This window comes from Pedobacter changchengzhani (assembly GCF_004354365.1).
Classification (GTDB): domain Bacteria; phylum Bacteroidota; class Bacteroidia; order Sphingobacteriales; family Sphingobacteriaceae; genus Pedobacter; species Pedobacter changchengzhani.
Window position 1 is genome coordinate 124,183 of record NZ_SJCY01000001.1, and the last position, 16,588, is coordinate 140,770.

General features: G+C 35.0%; 14 protein-coding genes. 6 read left to right on the forward strand and 8 right to left on the reverse strand.

All coding sequences use genetic code 11. The annotated features are described in order from the left end of the window. Positions 1-97 precede the first annotated feature (97 nt). A complete protein-coding gene (locus EZJ43_RS00535; RefSeq protein ID WP_133260706.1) occupies positions 98-1,765 on the forward strand; it encodes a sodium/sugar symporter in 1,668 nt (555 codons plus the stop codon). A gap of 72 nt (positions 1,766-1,837) precedes the next feature. On the opposite strand, the gene EZJ43_RS00540 is transcribed toward EZJ43_RS00535, so the two are convergent. Then, a complete protein-coding gene (locus EZJ43_RS00540; RefSeq protein ID WP_133260707.1) occupies positions 1,838-2,365 on the reverse strand; it encodes an OmpA family protein in 528 nt (175 codons plus the stop codon). Between the two features lie 295 nt (positions 2,366-2,660). Here EZJ43_RS00540 and EZJ43_RS00545 point away from each other — a divergent pair, with 295 nt between their 5' ends. Beyond that, positions 2,661-3,278 carry a hypothetical protein gene (locus EZJ43_RS00545; protein WP_133260708.1) on the forward strand — a complete coding sequence of 206 codons (618 nt, stop codon included), beginning with the start codon at positions 2,661-2,663 and terminating at the stop codon, positions 3,276-3,278. An 81-nt stretch (positions 3,279-3,359) separates the two neighbouring features. On the opposite strand, the gene EZJ43_RS00550 is transcribed toward EZJ43_RS00545, so the two are convergent. From EZJ43_RS00550 to EZJ43_RS00580, 7 genes are all read right to left on the reverse strand, one after another. Beyond that, entirely contained in the window at positions 3,360-3,740 is a 381-nt protein-coding gene (locus tag EZJ43_RS00550; RefSeq protein ID WP_133260709.1) for a hypothetical protein, read from the reverse strand. A gap of 17 nt (positions 3,741-3,757) precedes the next feature. Next, positions 3,758-4,990: an ABC transporter permease gene (locus EZJ43_RS00555; RefSeq protein WP_133260710.1), complete on the reverse strand. Its 1,233-nt coding sequence runs from the start codon at positions 4,988-4,990 to the stop codon at positions 3,758-3,760. A gap of 270 nt (positions 4,991-5,260) precedes the next feature. After that, positions 5,261-5,899 carry an MBL fold metallo-hydrolase gene (locus tag EZJ43_RS00560; protein ID WP_133260711.1) on the reverse strand — a complete coding sequence of 213 codons (639 nt, stop codon included), beginning with the start codon at positions 5,897-5,899 and terminating at the stop codon, positions 5,261-5,263. A 22-nt stretch (positions 5,900-5,921) separates the two neighbouring features. After that, positions 5,922-6,509, reverse strand: a complete 588-nt coding sequence (gene gldD / locus EZJ43_RS00565) for a gliding motility lipoprotein GldD (RefSeq protein WP_133260712.1) — start codon at positions 6,507-6,509, stop codon at positions 5,922-5,924. An 11-nt stretch (positions 6,510-6,520) separates the two neighbouring features. Next, a complete protein-coding gene (locus EZJ43_RS00570; RefSeq protein ID WP_133260713.1) occupies positions 6,521-7,264 on the reverse strand; it encodes a shikimate dehydrogenase family protein in 744 nt (247 codons plus the stop codon). Positions 7,265-7,388: 124 nt separating this feature from the next. Continuing rightward, positions 7,389-8,159 carry a phosphosulfolactate synthase gene (locus EZJ43_RS00575; RefSeq protein ID WP_133260714.1) on the reverse strand — a complete coding sequence of 257 codons (771 nt, stop codon included), beginning with the start codon at positions 8,157-8,159 and terminating at the stop codon, positions 7,389-7,391. Positions 8,160-8,220: 61 nt separating this feature from the next. After that, positions 8,221-9,624, reverse strand: coding sequence for a tetratricopeptide repeat protein (locus EZJ43_RS00580; RefSeq protein ID WP_133260715.1), 1,404 nt, complete (start codon positions 9,622-9,624; stop codon positions 8,221-8,223). A gap of 364 nt (positions 9,625-9,988) precedes the next feature. On the opposite strand from EZJ43_RS00580, the gene amaB reads away from it, so the two are divergent. From amaB to EZJ43_RS00600, 4 genes are all read left to right on the forward strand, one after another. Next, a complete protein-coding gene (gene amaB / locus EZJ43_RS00585; RefSeq protein WP_133260716.1) occupies positions 9,989-11,530 on the forward strand; it encodes an L-piperidine-6-carboxylate dehydrogenase in 1,542 nt (513 codons plus the stop codon). Between the two features lie 69 nt (positions 11,531-11,599). After that, positions 11,600-12,334 carry a 3-ketoacyl-ACP reductase gene (locus EZJ43_RS00590; protein ID WP_317126385.1) on the forward strand — a complete coding sequence of 245 codons (735 nt, stop codon included), beginning with the start codon at positions 11,600-11,602 and terminating at the stop codon, positions 12,332-12,334. 464 nt (positions 12,335-12,798) lie between these two features. Then, on the forward strand, positions 12,799-15,588 hold the full coding sequence (locus tag EZJ43_RS00595; protein WP_133260717.1) for an outer membrane beta-barrel family protein: 2,790 nt from the start codon (positions 12,799-12,801) through the stop codon (positions 15,586-15,588). 4 nt (positions 15,589-15,592) lie between these two features. Then, on the forward strand, positions 15,593-16,375 hold the full coding sequence (locus EZJ43_RS00600; RefSeq protein ID WP_133260718.1) for a GLPGLI family protein: 783 nt from the start codon (positions 15,593-15,595) through the stop codon (positions 16,373-16,375). Positions 16,376-16,588: the final 213 nt, after the last annotated feature.

A 16,588-nucleotide genomic window follows, 5' to 3' on the forward strand; every position in this document is an offset into this window, starting at 1 on the left:
TTTAATAAACGTTAAACCGACATTTTTTTAAATAAAAAAATAGTTTTATTTAATCATTTTATTACTTTTAGGTTTCTAAACCAAACAACAACTGTAAATGGAAATTACCGATTACGCTATTTTTATAGCCTATTTTGCTGTGGTAGCAACTTATGGCTTCTGGATCTATAACCGCAAAAAGCAAGCTCAAATGAGCAGCAAGGATTATTTTCTTGCTGAAGGTTCACTTACCTGGTGGGCAATTGGTACATCATTAATTGCATCAAACATTAGTGCAGAACAGTTTGTGGCCATGAGCGGTGATGGATTTAAATTAGGTTTGGCCATAGCCACTTATGAATGGATGGCCGCAGCAACGCTGGTTATTGTAGCCGTATTTTTTATTCCAGTATATCTAAAAAATAAAATTTACACCATGCCTCAGTTTCTTAGTCAGCGGTATAACGATACCGTAGCAATGATTATGGCTGTTTTTTGGTTGTTATTATATGTAATCGTAAACCTAACTTCAATTTTGTATTTAGGTGCTTTAGCTGTTAGTAGTATATCTGGCATTGGCTTTTGGTACTGTATGATTGGTTTAGCTATTTTTGCCGTAGTTATCGCCCTTGGCGGTATGAAAGTAATTGGTTATACCGACGTTATTCAGGTAGCTTTTTTAATTTTTGGAGGTTTGGCCACAACTTATTTGGCTTTAAGCTTAGTAAGCGATCACTTTGGCGGACATGGTGCATTAGACGGCTTGGCCTTTCTTCGAGAGAAAGCACCCGAACATTTTCACATGATTTTTAAGAAGGATAGTGCAAACTACGCATCGCTACCAGGTTTATCTGTTTTGATAGGTGGTATGTGGATTGTGAATTTGAACTATTGGGGATGTAACCAATACATTACGCAACGTGCCCTTGGTGCCGATTTAAAAACCGCTAGATCAGGTATTTTATTTGCTGCCTTTTTAAAGCTTTTAATGCCACTTATAGTTGTTTTGCCAGGTATTGCGGTTTACATGTTATACAAAGAGAACACAGGTATTGATGTGCATTCGATGATGCCAAACGGCGAACTTAGACCCGATAGAGCTTACCCTACACTATTGAGCATTTTACCTACGGGCTTAAAAGGATTATCCTTTGCTGCCTTAACCGCAGCAATTGTGGCTTCGTTGGCCGGTAAAATTAACAGTATATCTACCATTTTTACGCTCGATATTTTTAAGAAAAAACTTAGACCAGAGGCAAGTGAATCTACTTTAGTTAGAACGGGAAGAATTGTAGTTGTTATTGCAATGGGTATGGCCGTACTTATTTCTCCATTTTTAGGTATTGATAAAAAAGGTGGTTTCGAATTTATTCAAGAATACACAGGTTTTGTGAGTCCGGGTATATTTGCAATGTTCGTTCTAGGTTTCTTCTGGAAAAAGACGACATCAAATGCAGCGATGTTTGCTACAATAGGAGGTTTTATACTTTCTGTGCTATTCAAATTCCTACCGGTAATGATGGATTTATCATTCTTACACCAATTTGGTTTTTCGGTACCTAACGCTGATGGAATCTACGAAATTCCTTTCTTAGATAGAATGGGCATTGTTTTCGTAATCTGTATTGTGGTAATGTTCGTAATTAGCTTACTCGAAACTAGAAAAGGAGTACAACCTAAAGGCTTAGAAATAGATAAAAGCATGTTTAAAGTAAGCTCTTCTTTCTTAGTTGGGTCGTTATTAATAGCTGGAATTTTAGTGGCACTTTACACTGTTTTCTGGTAGTGAAACCAATAAATATTTAACTTAAAAAAAAGGTCTTTTCAATTTGAAAAGACCTTTTTTGCGTTTGCGTTATTATTTCTGAATTTTAATTTCTGTTCGTCGGTTCAAAGCTCTACCTTCTTCGGTGGCATTACTGCTAATCGGGTCTTTATCGCCATGGCCAACAATGGTAAACGTAGATGCTTTTAAGCCAGCATTCATAAAATAAGTTTTTACGGCATTGGCGCGATCAACGGATAACGACATGTTATGTTCGGGTGTTCCTTCAGCAGATGAGTATCCATTAAGAATAAATTTAGTTTCAAGTGCTTTTTTCATCTCGGTAACAGCCTTATCTAAAATTGGAAAAGAGGCAGTTTTTAATACAAAAGAGTTAAACTCAAACTGAATATTGTCTAAATTAAAGTTCGGCTTTTCTACTACTGTTTCTTCTTTTTGTTCGGGTACAGGTTCTGGTTTTTTTTCTTTTACTGGAGGAGCAACTTCTTCTACAGGAACGGGAACAGGTTTAACAATAAGTTTTTTGGTTTTGCAGGAATAGAAGGTTAAAGTAGATAGCGCAACCAGGGCTGTGAAAAGGAAATTTCTGTTTAAATTCATGTTTTGAAATGGGATAATGTTTAACTTATTTGTCTTTAAGAGCTTAATATAAACTATAACGGTGTTTTTTAACAGAAGTTGCCTTTTTAGCAGTTTACAAGATAGTGAGATTCTTTAATCCCTTAGATTCGAACAATAAGCGAAATGGCGTCTAAAATAACGAAAATGAGATTATTAAACCACTTTTTAAATCCTCCCGAAGCTTAATAATTAACAGGATACTTACCAATTTTTAACGATTTTATTTCTATTTTTAGGGAAGGATTATATCGCATACATACAAAATATCACCAATATGAAAAACTATCTTACGCTTTTTTTACTATTCCCGTTAATACTTTGTTGCACACAAAGTAAACCTGTTAAAAATGTTGATGAAGGGGATGTTAAAGCGGATGTTTACACGAGTAAAGAAATTGGTTGGTCGATAAAAATACCAGATGGATGGGATATCATCTCTACAGATAAAATGCAAGTAACTGCCGAAATAGGGAAAGACGCAATCGAAAAGACATCCGGAACTAAAGTAGATATGAGCAGTTTAAAAAATTTAATAAGTTTTAAAAAGAATCAATTTAATTTATTTAGTTCTACCTCACAACCTTTTAAAGAGGCATATCCAGGTGAATATCTTGAAAATGTAAAGGATTTAAACAAGGTAATATTTGATACTTATCGCAGCAAAGGCATAGATGTAGATTCCCTTTCGGGTAATGCTGTAATAGGTGGATTAGCATTTAAAACATTTGAGATTAAGCTGTTTTCTAAAGATAAAAAACGGATTCTTAACCAAATAATGTTTTCTAGGTTGATAAATGGGTTTGATTTTGGTGTTAACATCAATTTCAATAATGAAACCGATCGGGATATGATGTTGAAAGCATGGAAAGAATCGAATTTTGCTATGAAATAATAAACGGGCACACAACTAATTTGTTCGGGAGAAATGTTTCTTAATGCTATCAGCTTGCCATTAAAGTTTTTAACTTATCAATTACTGCGCACATGGCCCGTCTGGAATTTGCTTCGATAATTTTACCACTTTAGTAACTACTAGTGTAGAGTCGTAATCTAACGAGGCAATTAATGAATCAGATTTAACAAAAAAACCTTCCAGTTCTACGTAAACGGGCTCATAGGGCTTTTCGAAGTTCTGCTTGCTATATTGTAACTCAAGGTCTTTAACACTATCCGTAACCCAATATTCTCGGCCGTCTTCACACAGCGTAAGCGATTTCATATCGGGTCCGAAACTATATAAGCCCTTCACATTTATCGCCTTATCGGTATCAGCTTTTTTAGCATCTCTATTACAGGCTAAAAAAGTTGTACTTAAGATTACACCATAAAATACCACACTTTTATATAATTTCATACTCTTGGGATTATTATTTACAGGGATTGATTGATATTGTCTATTTGCTTAACACTCAAATTAGATGACAAAGCAGATGCCAAAAATGAAAAAACACCAACTGTTATAAAAACAAGCACAAAATCTTTTGCTTTTAGTGATATTGGATAAGCATTTAGAAAAGATTGGTTAACCTCGCCCATACTAATTAAACTATACTTTTGTTGCAGAATACAAAAAATAAACCCTAAAAATAGGCCTAAAATACATCCAGACATCGTTATCATCATGCCTTCTAATAAAAATATTCTTTTTATTAAACGCTTACTTGCACCCAAGCTGCTTAAAATGGCAATATCTTTAACTTTATCAATCACCAACATGGTTAGCGAGCCAATAATATTAAATATAGCAATAATTAAGATGAAAGTTAAGATAATATATACTGCCCATTTCTCGGTATTTAAAATATGATATAACGAACGGTTTTGCTCTGCACGATTTCTTACCTCGAATTTATCGCCAAGTTTATCAGCTACCTCTTGCTGAAAATTATCGATATTTTCATTTGGCTGAAGGTTAATTTCGATTAAAGAAATCGCTTTATCTTCTCCTAAAAGTGTTCTGGCAAAGTCTAAAGGAACAATTATTCCATTATCAAACTCTTGTTGTATTTCAAAAACGCCTGATACGGGAATACTTTTAATTACAAAGTCATCTGCTGGGTTTATGGAGTTTACAGCAAGCGTTTTTTTTGGCGAAAAAATCTGTAATTCGGTAAATGGATCAACCGTGTTTACCGCCAATGAACCTTGCAAGGCAGAACCTATTACAGCGTTATACCCGCTCTTATTATGCAGCATAAAATGCCCTTCTCTAATGGTACTATCTAAACCCTTATTCTTTAAATAATCAAAGCTTACGCCTCTAACCATGCCAACAGCTTGTTTATTATTGTATTTTAGCAAAGCATTTTCTTGCAACACTTCTGTAAAAGAAAACACTTTTTTGTTGTTCTTCAATTGCAAAAAGTAAGTGGTATTGGGATCGAATGTTTTTCCGGTAGCTGGCGTTATCTCCAGTTGAGGGGTAATGGTGTTAAACATTTTAAGAATTACCTCTTCAAAGCCATTGAATACCGTTAGGATGATAATTAACGCGGCACTGCCCACCATAACACCAACCATTGATATTCCGGAGATTAGGTTAATGGCATTGGTAGATTTTTTTGTAAATAAATATCTTTTAGCAATATAGAAGGAGGTATTCACGAAGGCAAATATAGGTAAAATTAAAGTGTGTAAAATTTTAGTTTAGTACGTTTAAAGTTTAGTATCGAAGTGATTTACCTAACTAACTTTACTTGAATTATTTAATAATCTGAGTTCGATTATTTATAACCGAAAAACATGGCTCTGTATCACAAAATCCCTAATCTTCGTCATACTAAAAAGACCTTGAAATAAATTTACGGTGACGTGGCTTCGAGCCGAAAAGCCAATAAAATTTAATAAACAACGGCTTTACTTACTAAAACAAACTTATAAATAAGGATTTTGCTGTTTCTCTAAACCAATACTTGTTGCCGGGCCATGACCAGGGTAAACTTTACAACTATCAGGCAGGAGAAATAATTTTTCTTTGATGTTATTTATGAGTTGATCATGATTGCCTCCCGGTAAATCAGTGCGGCCAATACTGCCATAAAATAGCACATCACCACCAATTAAAAAGTCATCAGCTTTGCTGTAAAAACATAAATGTGCTGGCGAATGGCCCGGAGCAAAAATTAATTCTAAAGTGCTATTGCCAAATTTAATAGTCCCTGTCTCTGCTAAAAAAGTATCCGGCTCAGGCGAAAGCTCATATTTCGAGAAGCCCATTTGTGGCGCATAACTTGGTACGGCTTGTAAGGTTGATAACTCTCCTTTATGAAATTGAGGTTTTAAACTATAGGTATCAAAAACGAATTTATTGCCAAAAACATGATCCAAATGACAATGCGTGTTAAGTAACAAAACGGGTTTAAGCGAGTTTTCTGTTATAAAATCTACCAGTTTATTCTGCTCAGATCCCTCGTACATTCCGGGATCAATAATTACACATTCTTTCGTTTCATCATATAAAACATAAGTATTTTCACTGTAAGCATTGAAGGTAAACTTTTTTATAGTAATCATTTTTTTTTGGTTTAATGGATGATTAATTTTTCCATTTAAAAGTAGAAATCATTTTATCCAGGTCGGTTTTAATAAATTTAACAACAGGCTCAATAGAATCATACTGTGGGCGCTCGTTAAAATAAAGTGCACCTCTAAAGTAATGTTTAAGGCTATCTGTTAAAAAAAATTGAAAAGATGAGGCTGTGTTACCCTCAATAGCATAATAAACACCATAAACCTTTTTATCGGGATAATTAATAATGCCCCGATCAATGGAGCTTGCTTTAACCGTGTGTTTGTAGGCTAAAGTACGCGCATCTTCTACCAACTGCGTATATTTGTTTTTTTGGTTTACATCATAATAAGTTAGGTGTAAATAGCCATTAAATTGCGTATAGTGCAGGTTGTACCAAAAGCGTTCTGCACCATCAATACTGTCTTTTTCTAAACGCGCATAAACGGGATATTCGAATGTAAATGGCGCATTGCCATTAAAGGTTTGGTATTTTTTTTCGGGGAAATTTATTCTAAAATAACCTTTTGGCTTTGGAGAATAGGTATTGTTTTTACAAGCCATAAAAAAAACGCACATTAAAATAAGTGCTGAAATTAAGTGTTTTGCTTTCATGGCTTATGTACTTAAGAATTCCAAATAAACCAAGCTTTTTCTGCCTGAAGATGCAACATTTGCAAACCATTTATAGTGGTTGCCCCTTGTTGAGCGGCTTTACGCAAAAATGCAGTTGCTAACGGATTATAAACTAAATCGTAAGCCAAATGCGCATCGCTTAAAATACTGTAATCAATTGGTGGCTGCGCATCTACATTAGGAAAAGTGCCCAAAGGCGTTGTGTTTATTAACAAGGTATGTGTTGATAAAATTTCTGGCGTTACATCCGAATAGAGGATTTTACCAGCTTGCGGACTTCTAACAACACTTTGGTAAGCAATACCTAGTTTGTTGAGCACATATTTAACGGCTTTTGCTGCGCCACCATCCCCAAAAATTAAAGCTTTTTTATGATTAGCTTTTAACAACGGTTTCAGCGATTCTTCAAAACCATGTGCATCGGTATTGTATCCTTTTAAATAGTTTTTACCGTTAACTTTTTTAATATTTATGGTATTTACTGCGCCAATTTCTGCTGCCACAGGATCAACCTCATTCAACATCGACAGCACATTTACTTTATGCGGAATAGTTACGTTTATACCGCAGATAGATGAATCGTTTTCTAAAATCTGTAATAAATCTTGTGCCTGTTCAATTGAAAAAAGTTCATACTTACAATCAACTATCCTTTCGTTCTCGAATTTTTCGGTAAAGTATTTTTTTGAGAAAGAATGTGTAAGCGGATAACCGATTAAACCGTAAGTTTTCATTTTAATAATTGGTTAAGTATTTTTTACCACTGATGCACACAGATATTTTGTTTTATTCGAGATAATTTATCTGTGTGCATCCTTTTTTAAGTGGTTAATATGTTGCGCCGTGCATGGCGATGAATTACTTTTTCTCTAAATTAAGAAAATGATCAAACGTATCGCCACGTAAACCTAGGCGAATGGTTTCTAATGGGATAACTTCTGCAGGTGCAATATTACCTAAGTTAACATTTGCGCCAATAAGTTTAATAAACCAAACTTGTTGTTCTTTAAGGGGTGCTTCCCAAATAATATCTTCCGCAGGAATTTGTGTTAAAATCTCATCTACTAAACCCTCTCTAACTTCGCCCGTGCCACGATAAATACCAACATTTCCGCCTTCGCGTGCCTCGGCAATTACCTTCCACGAGCCAGCTTCCATTTCGGCCTTCATCAATTTAATCCATTTGTAAGGTGCAAAAATTTTAGCTGCATCTTTACTACCCACTTCGGATATAACGGTAACCTGTTTGGCCAGTTCGCTTATATAGTTACATTTTATATCATGTTCAATTTCTATCGATCCATCAGAAACTTCTGCAAATTGCATGTCGTACTGGTCTAAAATACGCTGATAATCTGCAAACTGATTGCGTATTACAAAAGCTTCGAAAAGTGTGCCTCCAAAATAAGTTGGAATACCTGCACTCTTATATATGGCTAATTTTTCTTTTAAATTCGGGGTAACGTGTGATGTTGCCCAACCGAGTTTAACAATGTCTGTATGTATGCCAGCAACTTCAATAAAGTCTTCAACCTGGCGCAAACTTAATCCCTTATCCATAACCATTGTAAAACCACTTTGGCGGGGTTTTACAGGACGTTCGGGAATGTGTAGTAATGGGTAATTCATAATTGGTACAAAAGTGAAAAAAAATTTGAAAATATTTATCAAATTTTTTCTAATCCTATTTTTACTTAATATAGCGGTTTATCACATCAATAATTGCGCTATTATCTTGCAGTTGTGGTAAGTATTCAAATAAAATATAATGTTTATCGGGGTCTGATTTTAAAGCAGTTTCTAAATAACTCAAGGCATCAGCTTGCATTCCCAAAGCAAAAAGGTAAGCTACCATTCTGTAATACAGTTCAGTAGCATCTGGATTGTTTTTTATCGCATCTGCAATTGTTTCTGATGCTTCTAAAAGTCGGCCTTGTTCGTAAAGTACGGTGCTAAAATCTAACCAAGCTTCTACATCAACGGGATTATATTCTAAAACCTTTTCGTAAGCATGAATAGATTCATCAATTTGACCCAGTTTATAATAAGCATCGGCTCTGGCAAACCAAAAATCGGGATTTTCTGCTTCTAAATCGATTGCTTTTTTATAAAAATGTAACGATTCGAAATACCGTTCTTCAAAGTTTAGCGTAACACCAATTCCGAACCAGGCATCGGCCATGTTAGCATCCAATTTAACAGATTTTTTGTAATAAGAACGCGCCGTATCCATGTGTTCTAACTTTTCATAGCATTCTCCAATGGCACAATAAGTATCTGCATTGGGTTGTTCATATTCAAAAGTCTGTTTGTACACCTCTATCGCTTCTTCGTACTTATCTAACTGCACCAAAGCATTGCCTTTATTAAAATAGGCAGAACTAAAGTCGTCCTTAATTAATATGGCATAATCATACGCATCAATGGCTTTTTCGAACAAATTTAACTTATGAAAGCTGTTGCCCAGATTATACCAAGCGGCGTAAGAGTAAGGATCGGTATCTATATATTGCTCGTAAAATTTGATACTTTCTTCCTGTTTATCCAAAACATCATAACAAAAAGCCAACTCATATAAACCATCTTGGTTTTCCATGTTTTGCTCTAAACTTAGTTTGATGTAAGAAATAGCGCTTTCATAATCGCCCATGCTTTGATAAACGTAGGCCATTTGCAGTAAAATTTCATCGGTACTTTCTGCCAAAAGCAATGCCTGTTCGTAATTGTTTAGCGCTTCGGCATAACGTTCGGTATTTTGATAAATGTTGCCTCTCAATAAATAAATATCAGGTTCTGAGGGTTCTAATAATTCGGCTTTTTGTAGAGCATTAAAAGCATTTTCGTAGCTGTTGGTTAATGTAAATAGATGGGCTTGTTTAACTAAAAAAACAGTTGCATAAGGATGCTGGAGTACCGCATAATCTACCACTTGTAATGCCTTAACAGGATCATTTTTTTCGATGTAAAAATCTACAATGTACTCAAAGGCACCCGCATCAAAGAAATATTGATCCTGATTTCTGATCATCTCCTCATATCGCTCTATCGAACGTTGCGCATCTTCGTTTGATTCAAAAAAGAATTCTTCTTCCATATATCGTTATACCATTAAAGAACTGTGCCAATGTGCAAGAAACTGTTTATAAGTTTACACCATTTATTTGAATGTTCTGCAAAAAATTTTCCACAATAATCTTAAAATACGGTCTAAACGGTTGATTATAAACGAATTTGATCTAATTTTAAATGTGTACTATAAACCAAAGATTTTGGTTAAATCGGCAGTTCTTTATCTATTAAAATACAAAAATACCGTTTTTAGAATGATGTGGCGTAATTGCTAGGTAAATAAAAAAAACCTTTTAGTTTTAATTTTTCAAACGTCCATAATTTTTTGTTGATTTGTAATAAACGCAGTTCACATTTAAATCAAATGCCTTAGGCAATATACCATCATTATGAAAACAGACATTAATGCTATTTTAAAGCAATTGGCGATAAAAGAAAATAACGAAGCTTTTAGCACCGGTAGTATTTGGGGGGGAATAAATAATTCAAAAAATATTAACAGTTTTTCTCCCGTTGATGGAAAAACAATTTCATCGGCAAAAATGGCTGATGATGCAGACTATGATGCTTTAATTGTAAAAGCCCAACAAGCATTTTTAAATTGGAGAACTGTTCCTTCACCAAAAAGAGGCGAAATTGTACGCCAGTTTGGCGATGCATTACGCGAAAATAAGGAGGCTTTAGGCACTTTAGTTTCTTACGAGATGGGTAAAAGTTTGCAAGAAGGTTTTGGCGAAGTGCAGGAGATGATTGATATATGCGATTTCGCTGTTGGTTTATCGCGTCAGCTTTATGGTTTAACCATGCACAGCGAGCGTCCAAATCACCGTATGTATGAGCAGTGGCACCCATTGGGAATTGTAGGTATTATTTCTGCCTTTAATTTTCCGGTAGCCGTTTGGGCTTGGAATACAGCATTAGCCTTGGTTTGCGGTAACGTTTGTATCTGGAAACCATCAGAAAAAACGCCGTTAACGGCTATTGCTTGTCAGCACATTATAGCTAAAGTTTTTAAGGCAAATGATATTGAAGAAGGCGTTTGTAATTTAATTATTGGCGATAGAGAAATAGGCGAATTAATGACTGCTGATACACGTGTTGCACTGATTTCGGCTACAGGTTCTACCCGAATGGGTAAAGCTGTTGGTGCTGCGGTTGGCGCACGTTTGGGCAAAAGTTTGTTAGAATTGGGCGGTAACAATGCCATCATAATTTCTGAACATGCAGATTTAGACATGAGTTTAATTGGTGCTGTTTTTGGCGCTGTGGGTACTGCCGGGCAGCGTTGTACTTCTACCCGAAGATTAATTATCCACGAAAGTGTTTACGATACTTTTGCATCAAAATTGGTTAAAGCTTATGGTCAATTGCGCATTGGCGATCCGTTAGATCAAAATAACCATGTTGGTCCACTGATTGATACCGATGCCGTAGCAAGTTATTTAAATTCTATTGAAAAATGTAAAGCCGAGGGCGGAAAATTTATTGTGGAAGGTGGCGTTTTGGAAGGTGGAGCATATAGCAGTGGCTGTTATGTAAAACCTTGTATTGCTGAAGTTAAAAACGATTTCAAAATTGTACAGCACGAAACTTTTGCACCAATTTTATATTTAATTAAGTACAAGACTTTAGATGAGGCTATCGCATTGCAAAATGGTGTTCCGCAGGGTTTATCATCGGCAATAATGACTTTAAATTTAAGAGAAGCTGAACAATTTTTATCTTACCAAGGTTCTGATTGCGGTATTGCAAACGTAAATATTGGCACTTCGGGTGCGGAGATTGGCGGCGCATTTGGTGGCGAAAAAGAAACTGGAGGCGGTAGAGAAAGCGGATCGGATGCTTGGAGAGCATATATGCGCAGACAAACCAACACCATTAATTATGCGAATACTTTGCCATTAGCGCAGGGGATAAAATTTGATTTGTAAAAGATTAAAAAAGCGTCATTGCGAGGCACGAAGCAATCTATCGTAGGAAAGATTGCTTCGTGCCTCGCAATGAAGAAACATTCAATGATGGAAAACATAAGAGGCAAAAACGCACTAATAACAGGTGCTGGAAAAGGAATAGGAAAAGCCATTGCAATTGCATTGGCAAATGAAGGTGTAAATGTGGGTTTATTAGCCCGTACACAAAGTGATTTAGATACATTAGCAGATGAACTAAAAGTATGTAATGTTAAAGTGAGCACGGCTGTTGCCGATGTTAGCAATATCGACGCCGTTAACAAAGCGGTCGAGAAAATTCAATCTGAACTTGGTTTTATTGATATTTTAATAAACAATGCTGGCGTAGGTAAGTTTGGTAAATTTTTAGAGTTGGAACCAACAGAGTGGGAAGACATTATTAAAATTAATTTGCTTGGCCCTTATTATGTAACACGCGCCGTGGTGCCTCAAATGATTGAAAAACAAACTGGCGATATTATAAATATTTCGAGTAGTTCAGCAATAAACCCTGCGGCGGTTACCAGTGCATATTCAGCGTCAAAAGCTGGGTTGGTTGCTTTAAGCACCTCATTAATGCAAGAAATGAGGAAACACAATATTAGGGTTACTTCGCTAACACCAAGTACAACGGCAACAGATATGGCGATTGAATTAAAACTTACGGATGGTAATCCTGATAAGGTAATGCAACCCGAAGATTTGGCCGAGCTTGTTATTGCGCAACTTAAATTAAACCGCAGAGTGTTTTTAAAAGATGCAGGTATTTGGTCTACAAATCCATAGTATATTGCAAACTTAAAAATTGTTTGTGGTGTAAAAGTTGCTAACGAAATAAACCTTTGTGCATTATTTTAGTGCTCAGGGGTTTATTTAGTGCGCTCAGGTCTATAATTCGAACTTATTTTGGTCAGTATTTGGGCGATTTAACACGCCATAAATTGACCACTTTAGGGCTTTCCATTTTATCTTTTTCAAAGAAAAAACCAAATAGGTATAATCTTGCCAAAAGCATCACTTTGTGACAATCGTTAACGTTAGCATTGTGTAAAAAACATTTATTCGCTAACAATTTGAGACATCTAACTGTGTTATTGCTTTAAATTATAGCGATTTAATCCTTTTATTAATAATTACTTAATCAATTAAACTTTTTGATAGTCAACAGATTACGCGCGGTTAAAAACTGTTAAAAATTCTATAAAACGATCATTTTAGTTTTATATTCGGCACTGATTCTAAACTAACTTATGAAAAGATTATTACTCTTTTTTACGCTCTATCTCTCTGTTGTTTGTGTAAATGCACAAAATCTTCATCAAATAAAAGGCAGAACAATTGATACTGCTTCCACATCCATTCTTTCTGGTTCATCTATATCAATATTAAGGGCCAAAGATTCTACACTTGTTACCTTTACCAGATCCATTGCTAACGGTAATTTCGAAATTAACAACATCAAGAATGGAAAATATATTTTACTTATTTGTTACCCAAAATATGCCGATTTTGTAGATCATTTTACATTAGATTCTACAAAGGAAACCGTCGATTACGGTAAAATTAACATGAGCCAAAAAGCTAAAATTTTGGCCGATGTAATTATTAAAGGGCAACGAGCGGCCATGAAAATTAAAGGTGATACCACCGAATTTGATGCAGCGGCTTACCAAATTCAGCCAAATTCGAAAGTGGAGGATTTAATAAAACAGTTTCCAGGGATACAGGTAGATAAAGACGGAAAGATAACTGCTCAAGGGCAAACCGTAACCAAGGTTTTAGTAGATGGGGAAGAATTTTTTGGTGATGACCCTACATTGGTTACAAAAAACCTTCGGGCAGATATGGTTGATAAAGTGCAACTTTTTGATAAGAAAAGCGACCAAGCAACTTTTACAGGTATTGATGATGGCGAAAAAACCAAAACGTTAAATATCAAACTTAAAGAAGATAAAAAGAACGGTATTTTTGGTAAAGTAGATGCCGGAATTGGTACAGATGGTTTTTATCAAGGGCAAGGAATGTTTAATGCTTTTAAGAAAAAGCAAAAATTAGCCGCTTATGGTATAATTGGCAACACTGGTACAGTTGGTTTGGGTTGGGAAGACAACAATAAATACGGTGGATCTGGAGGTGCGCAATTTACGGATGACGGTGGCATTTACTTTAACAGTGGCGACGATGATTTCGATTCTTTTAGTGGGAAATACAACGGCGAAGGTATTCCTCTGGCCAAAACCGCAGGAGTGCATTATGATAACAAATGGAATAAGGATAAAGAAACTTTAAACACAAATTATAAAATTGGATCAATACGGGTGCAAGGCAACAAAAATACCCTAAACCAAAATAATTTAAGCACCGGTATTATCAATAGCAATTCCGATCAAAATTTCGATAATGATCTTTTTAGGCAGAAATTTGATGCTACTTATGAGATTAAGTTAGACTCTACGTTGACGTTGAAAGTTGGCGTTGATGGTACCTTGAAAAACAGTAAATCATCAAACGATTACAGTACAATTGGGACCAGAGGCGACAATAGTTTGCTAAATACATCCAACCGTAAGCTAAATAATAAGGTTGATGATCAATTATTTAACATAAATGCATTTTTAACGAAAAAGTTGAAGAAAAAAGGCCGTACAATATCCTTAAACCTCAATCAATCAAATACAGAAAGTAAATCGAATGGATTTTTAAACTCCGAAAATAAATTTTATAGTTTAACAAGTACATTGGATAGTACTAAAAATGTTGATCAGAATAAGATTAACGACATATCGAGTAAAAGCTTTAAATCAAACCTTACCTACACGGAGCCGATTACAAAATCATTTTCAGTTATTGTAAACTACGGATTGAGCCTTATAAACGGTAATTCTGATCGAAAATCATACAACAAATCTGTTGATGGAAATTATGATATTTTAGATACCCAGTTTAGCAACGATTATCAATTAGATCAAATTATAAATCAGGGAGGTGCAATTTTTAACTACCGAAAAGGAAAATCGACTATAGATTTTGGTTCGAAGTTTAGTGGCGTAGATTTTAAGCAAACTGATCTTTACACCAATAAAGCCTACAGTAGAAATTTTATAAACTACAACCCTCAAGCCTCTTTTCGCTATAAATTCTCACAGCAAAAATCATTCAGGATTACTTATAATGGAAATACGAATCAGCCAAGTTTAGATCAAATTCAACCGATTAGAAGCAATTTAGATCAATTAAATCAAACCATTGGCAACCCTGATTTAAAACCTTCATTTAGAAGTGGCTTTAATACATCTTTTAATTCTTACAAAGTTTTAAGTGGCGAGTCTATTTGGATAAATGCATCATATAGTTTTACCTCAAACCCAATTATTAGTAATGTTATTACCAGTAACGGTGGTCAAAGTATTTATCAATCCACCAACTTGTCGGGTAAAATGCCCTCTAACTTTTATCTTTACGGTAATTATAATCGCAAGATTAAAGGCCCAGACTTAGATTTAGGTTTCAACCTAAATGCATCAGGTAATGAATCATATAATTTTATTAACAGCGTTTTAAACAAAACAAAGAATTACAATTACTCCGGCGGTATTAATCTTTCAAAATACAAAGAAAAAAAATATGATTTAAGCGGGAGTTTTGGCCCAAGTTATACCACAACTATTGCATCGGTACAGCAAAGCATAAATAGTAACGGTTGGGGTTGGCGTGGCGAAGCTTCGGCCACTGCGTATTTGCCATGGAAAATTGAACTGAGTACCGATGGTCAATATCAGTTTACCGGCAAAACCCAATCATTTTCCGAAAACTTTGAGCGCTTAATTTGGAATGCTTCTATAAGTAAAAAGTTTTTCAAAGCAGAAAATCTGAAATTGAAATTTTCTGGTAACGACCTCTTAAATCAAAACATTGGTTTTAACAGATCGGCGTATAACGGAAATATCACCCAACAGCGTTACACCACTATTCAAAGGTATTTCTTGGGCTCAATAATTTGGGATTTTAACAAAATGGGTGGCATTAAAAAAGAAAAATAACATCATGAAGATTACTATAAAATTTACAGTCCTTTCTTTCATTGTGCTACTAAGCAATAATTTGTGGGCTCAAAATGCGCATTTTGTAAAAGAAGGCGTTATCGAATTTGAAAAAAGATCGAACATGTACGTGTTGCTTGCCAAAAGAGTTAATAAGGATAATGAAGGATTTGCAGAAAAAGCTTTTGAGCAATACAAGAAAACTCAACCTCAGTTTAAAGTAGATAAGAGCGTGTTAAATTTTAACAGCGATAAAAGTTTGTATAAATTTATGGAGAATAATGAGCCTGCAGCCGGAGGTTGGTTTGGCAATGATCCGTTAGCAGGTTTAAGAAATGTAGTTTTTACTGATTTAAAAACTGGAAACAGCATTACACAGAAACAGGTATATGAAGATACCTACTTGGTAAAAGATAGTGTGCGCAAAATAAATTGGAAAATTACCGATGAAACACGCGAAATTGCTGGTTACGAATGTCGCAGGGCCAATGCCATAATTATGGATTCTGTTTACGTTGTTGCGTATTACAGTGATGTAATTTCTGTATCTGGCGGACCAGAATCTTTTACTGGTTTACCTGGGATGATATTAGGATTGGCCTTACCCCACGATAATATAACTTGGTTTGCCACAAAAGTGACTGAAAAAACGGTTATTGAAAAAGATCTTTTACCGCCAACAAAAGGTAAACCTGCAACTAACAAAACGTTAAGTGCTATTTTATTAAGTGCAATGAAAGATTGGGGCGAATATGGTCACCCAGCGCTAAAAGCATTTTCATTATAAGGATTGGTTATAAATCTGTAAGTTAAAAATATTCAATTTTTGTTGCCAATAATTTTACTTTGGCCCATAATCAAAAATAGCCAGATTATCCTTAGAAATATACTTTGGAAAACGTTTTCCAAAAAAGCATTTTTTCTTTTTTTTATTTGCAAGTAATTTATAGTCAGTTATTTATAATTATTTAATAGAATTTTTTAAATTCTTCGTGCAGGT

What these genes read in the sequence shown, in the direction of transcription:
- EZJ43_RS00535 (WP_133260706.1), top strand. Translation starts at nt 98, where the DNA reads ATGGAAATTACCGATTACGCTATTTTTATAGCCTATTTTGCTGTGGTA.
- EZJ43_RS00540 (WP_133260707.1), bottom strand. Translation starts at nt 2,365, where the DNA reads ATGAATTTAAACAGAAATTTCCTTTTCACAGCCCTGGTTGCGCTATCT.
- EZJ43_RS00545 (WP_133260708.1), top strand. Translation starts at nt 2,661, where the DNA reads ATGAAAAACTATCTTACGCTTTTTTTACTATTCCCGTTAATACTTTGT.
- EZJ43_RS00550 (WP_133260709.1), bottom strand. Translation starts at nt 3,740, where the DNA reads ATGAAATTATATAAAAGTGTGGTATTTTATGGTGTAATCTTAAGTACA.
- EZJ43_RS00560 (WP_133260711.1), bottom strand. Translation starts at nt 5,899, where the DNA reads ATGATTACTATAAAAAAGTTTACCTTCAATGCTTACAGTGAAAATACT.
- gldD (WP_133260712.1), bottom strand. Translation starts at nt 6,509, where the DNA reads ATGAAAGCAAAACACTTAATTTCAGCACTTATTTTAATGTGCGTTTTT.
- EZJ43_RS00570 (WP_133260713.1), bottom strand. Translation starts at nt 7,264, where the DNA reads ATGAAAACTTACGGTTTAATCGGTTATCCGCTTACACATTCTTTCTCA.
- EZJ43_RS00575 (WP_133260714.1), bottom strand. Translation starts at nt 8,159, where the DNA reads ATGAATTACCCATTACTACACATTCCCGAACGTCCTGTAAAACCCCGC.
- EZJ43_RS00580 (WP_133260715.1), bottom strand. Translation starts at nt 9,624, where the DNA reads ATGGAAGAAGAATTCTTTTTTGAATCAAACGAAGATGCGCAACGTTCG.
- amaB (WP_133260716.1), top strand. Translation starts at nt 9,989, where the DNA reads ATGAAAACAGACATTAATGCTATTTTAAAGCAATTGGCGATAAAAGAA.
- EZJ43_RS00590 (WP_317126385.1), top strand. Translation starts at nt 11,600, where the DNA reads ATGAAGAAACATTCAATGATGGAAAACATAAGAGGCAAAAACGCACTA.
- EZJ43_RS00595 (WP_133260717.1), top strand. Translation starts at nt 12,799, where the DNA reads ATGAAAAGATTATTACTCTTTTTTACGCTCTATCTCTCTGTTGTTTGT.
- EZJ43_RS00600 (WP_133260718.1), top strand. Translation starts at nt 15,593, where the DNA reads ATGAAGATTACTATAAAATTTACAGTCCTTTCTTTCATTGTGCTACTA.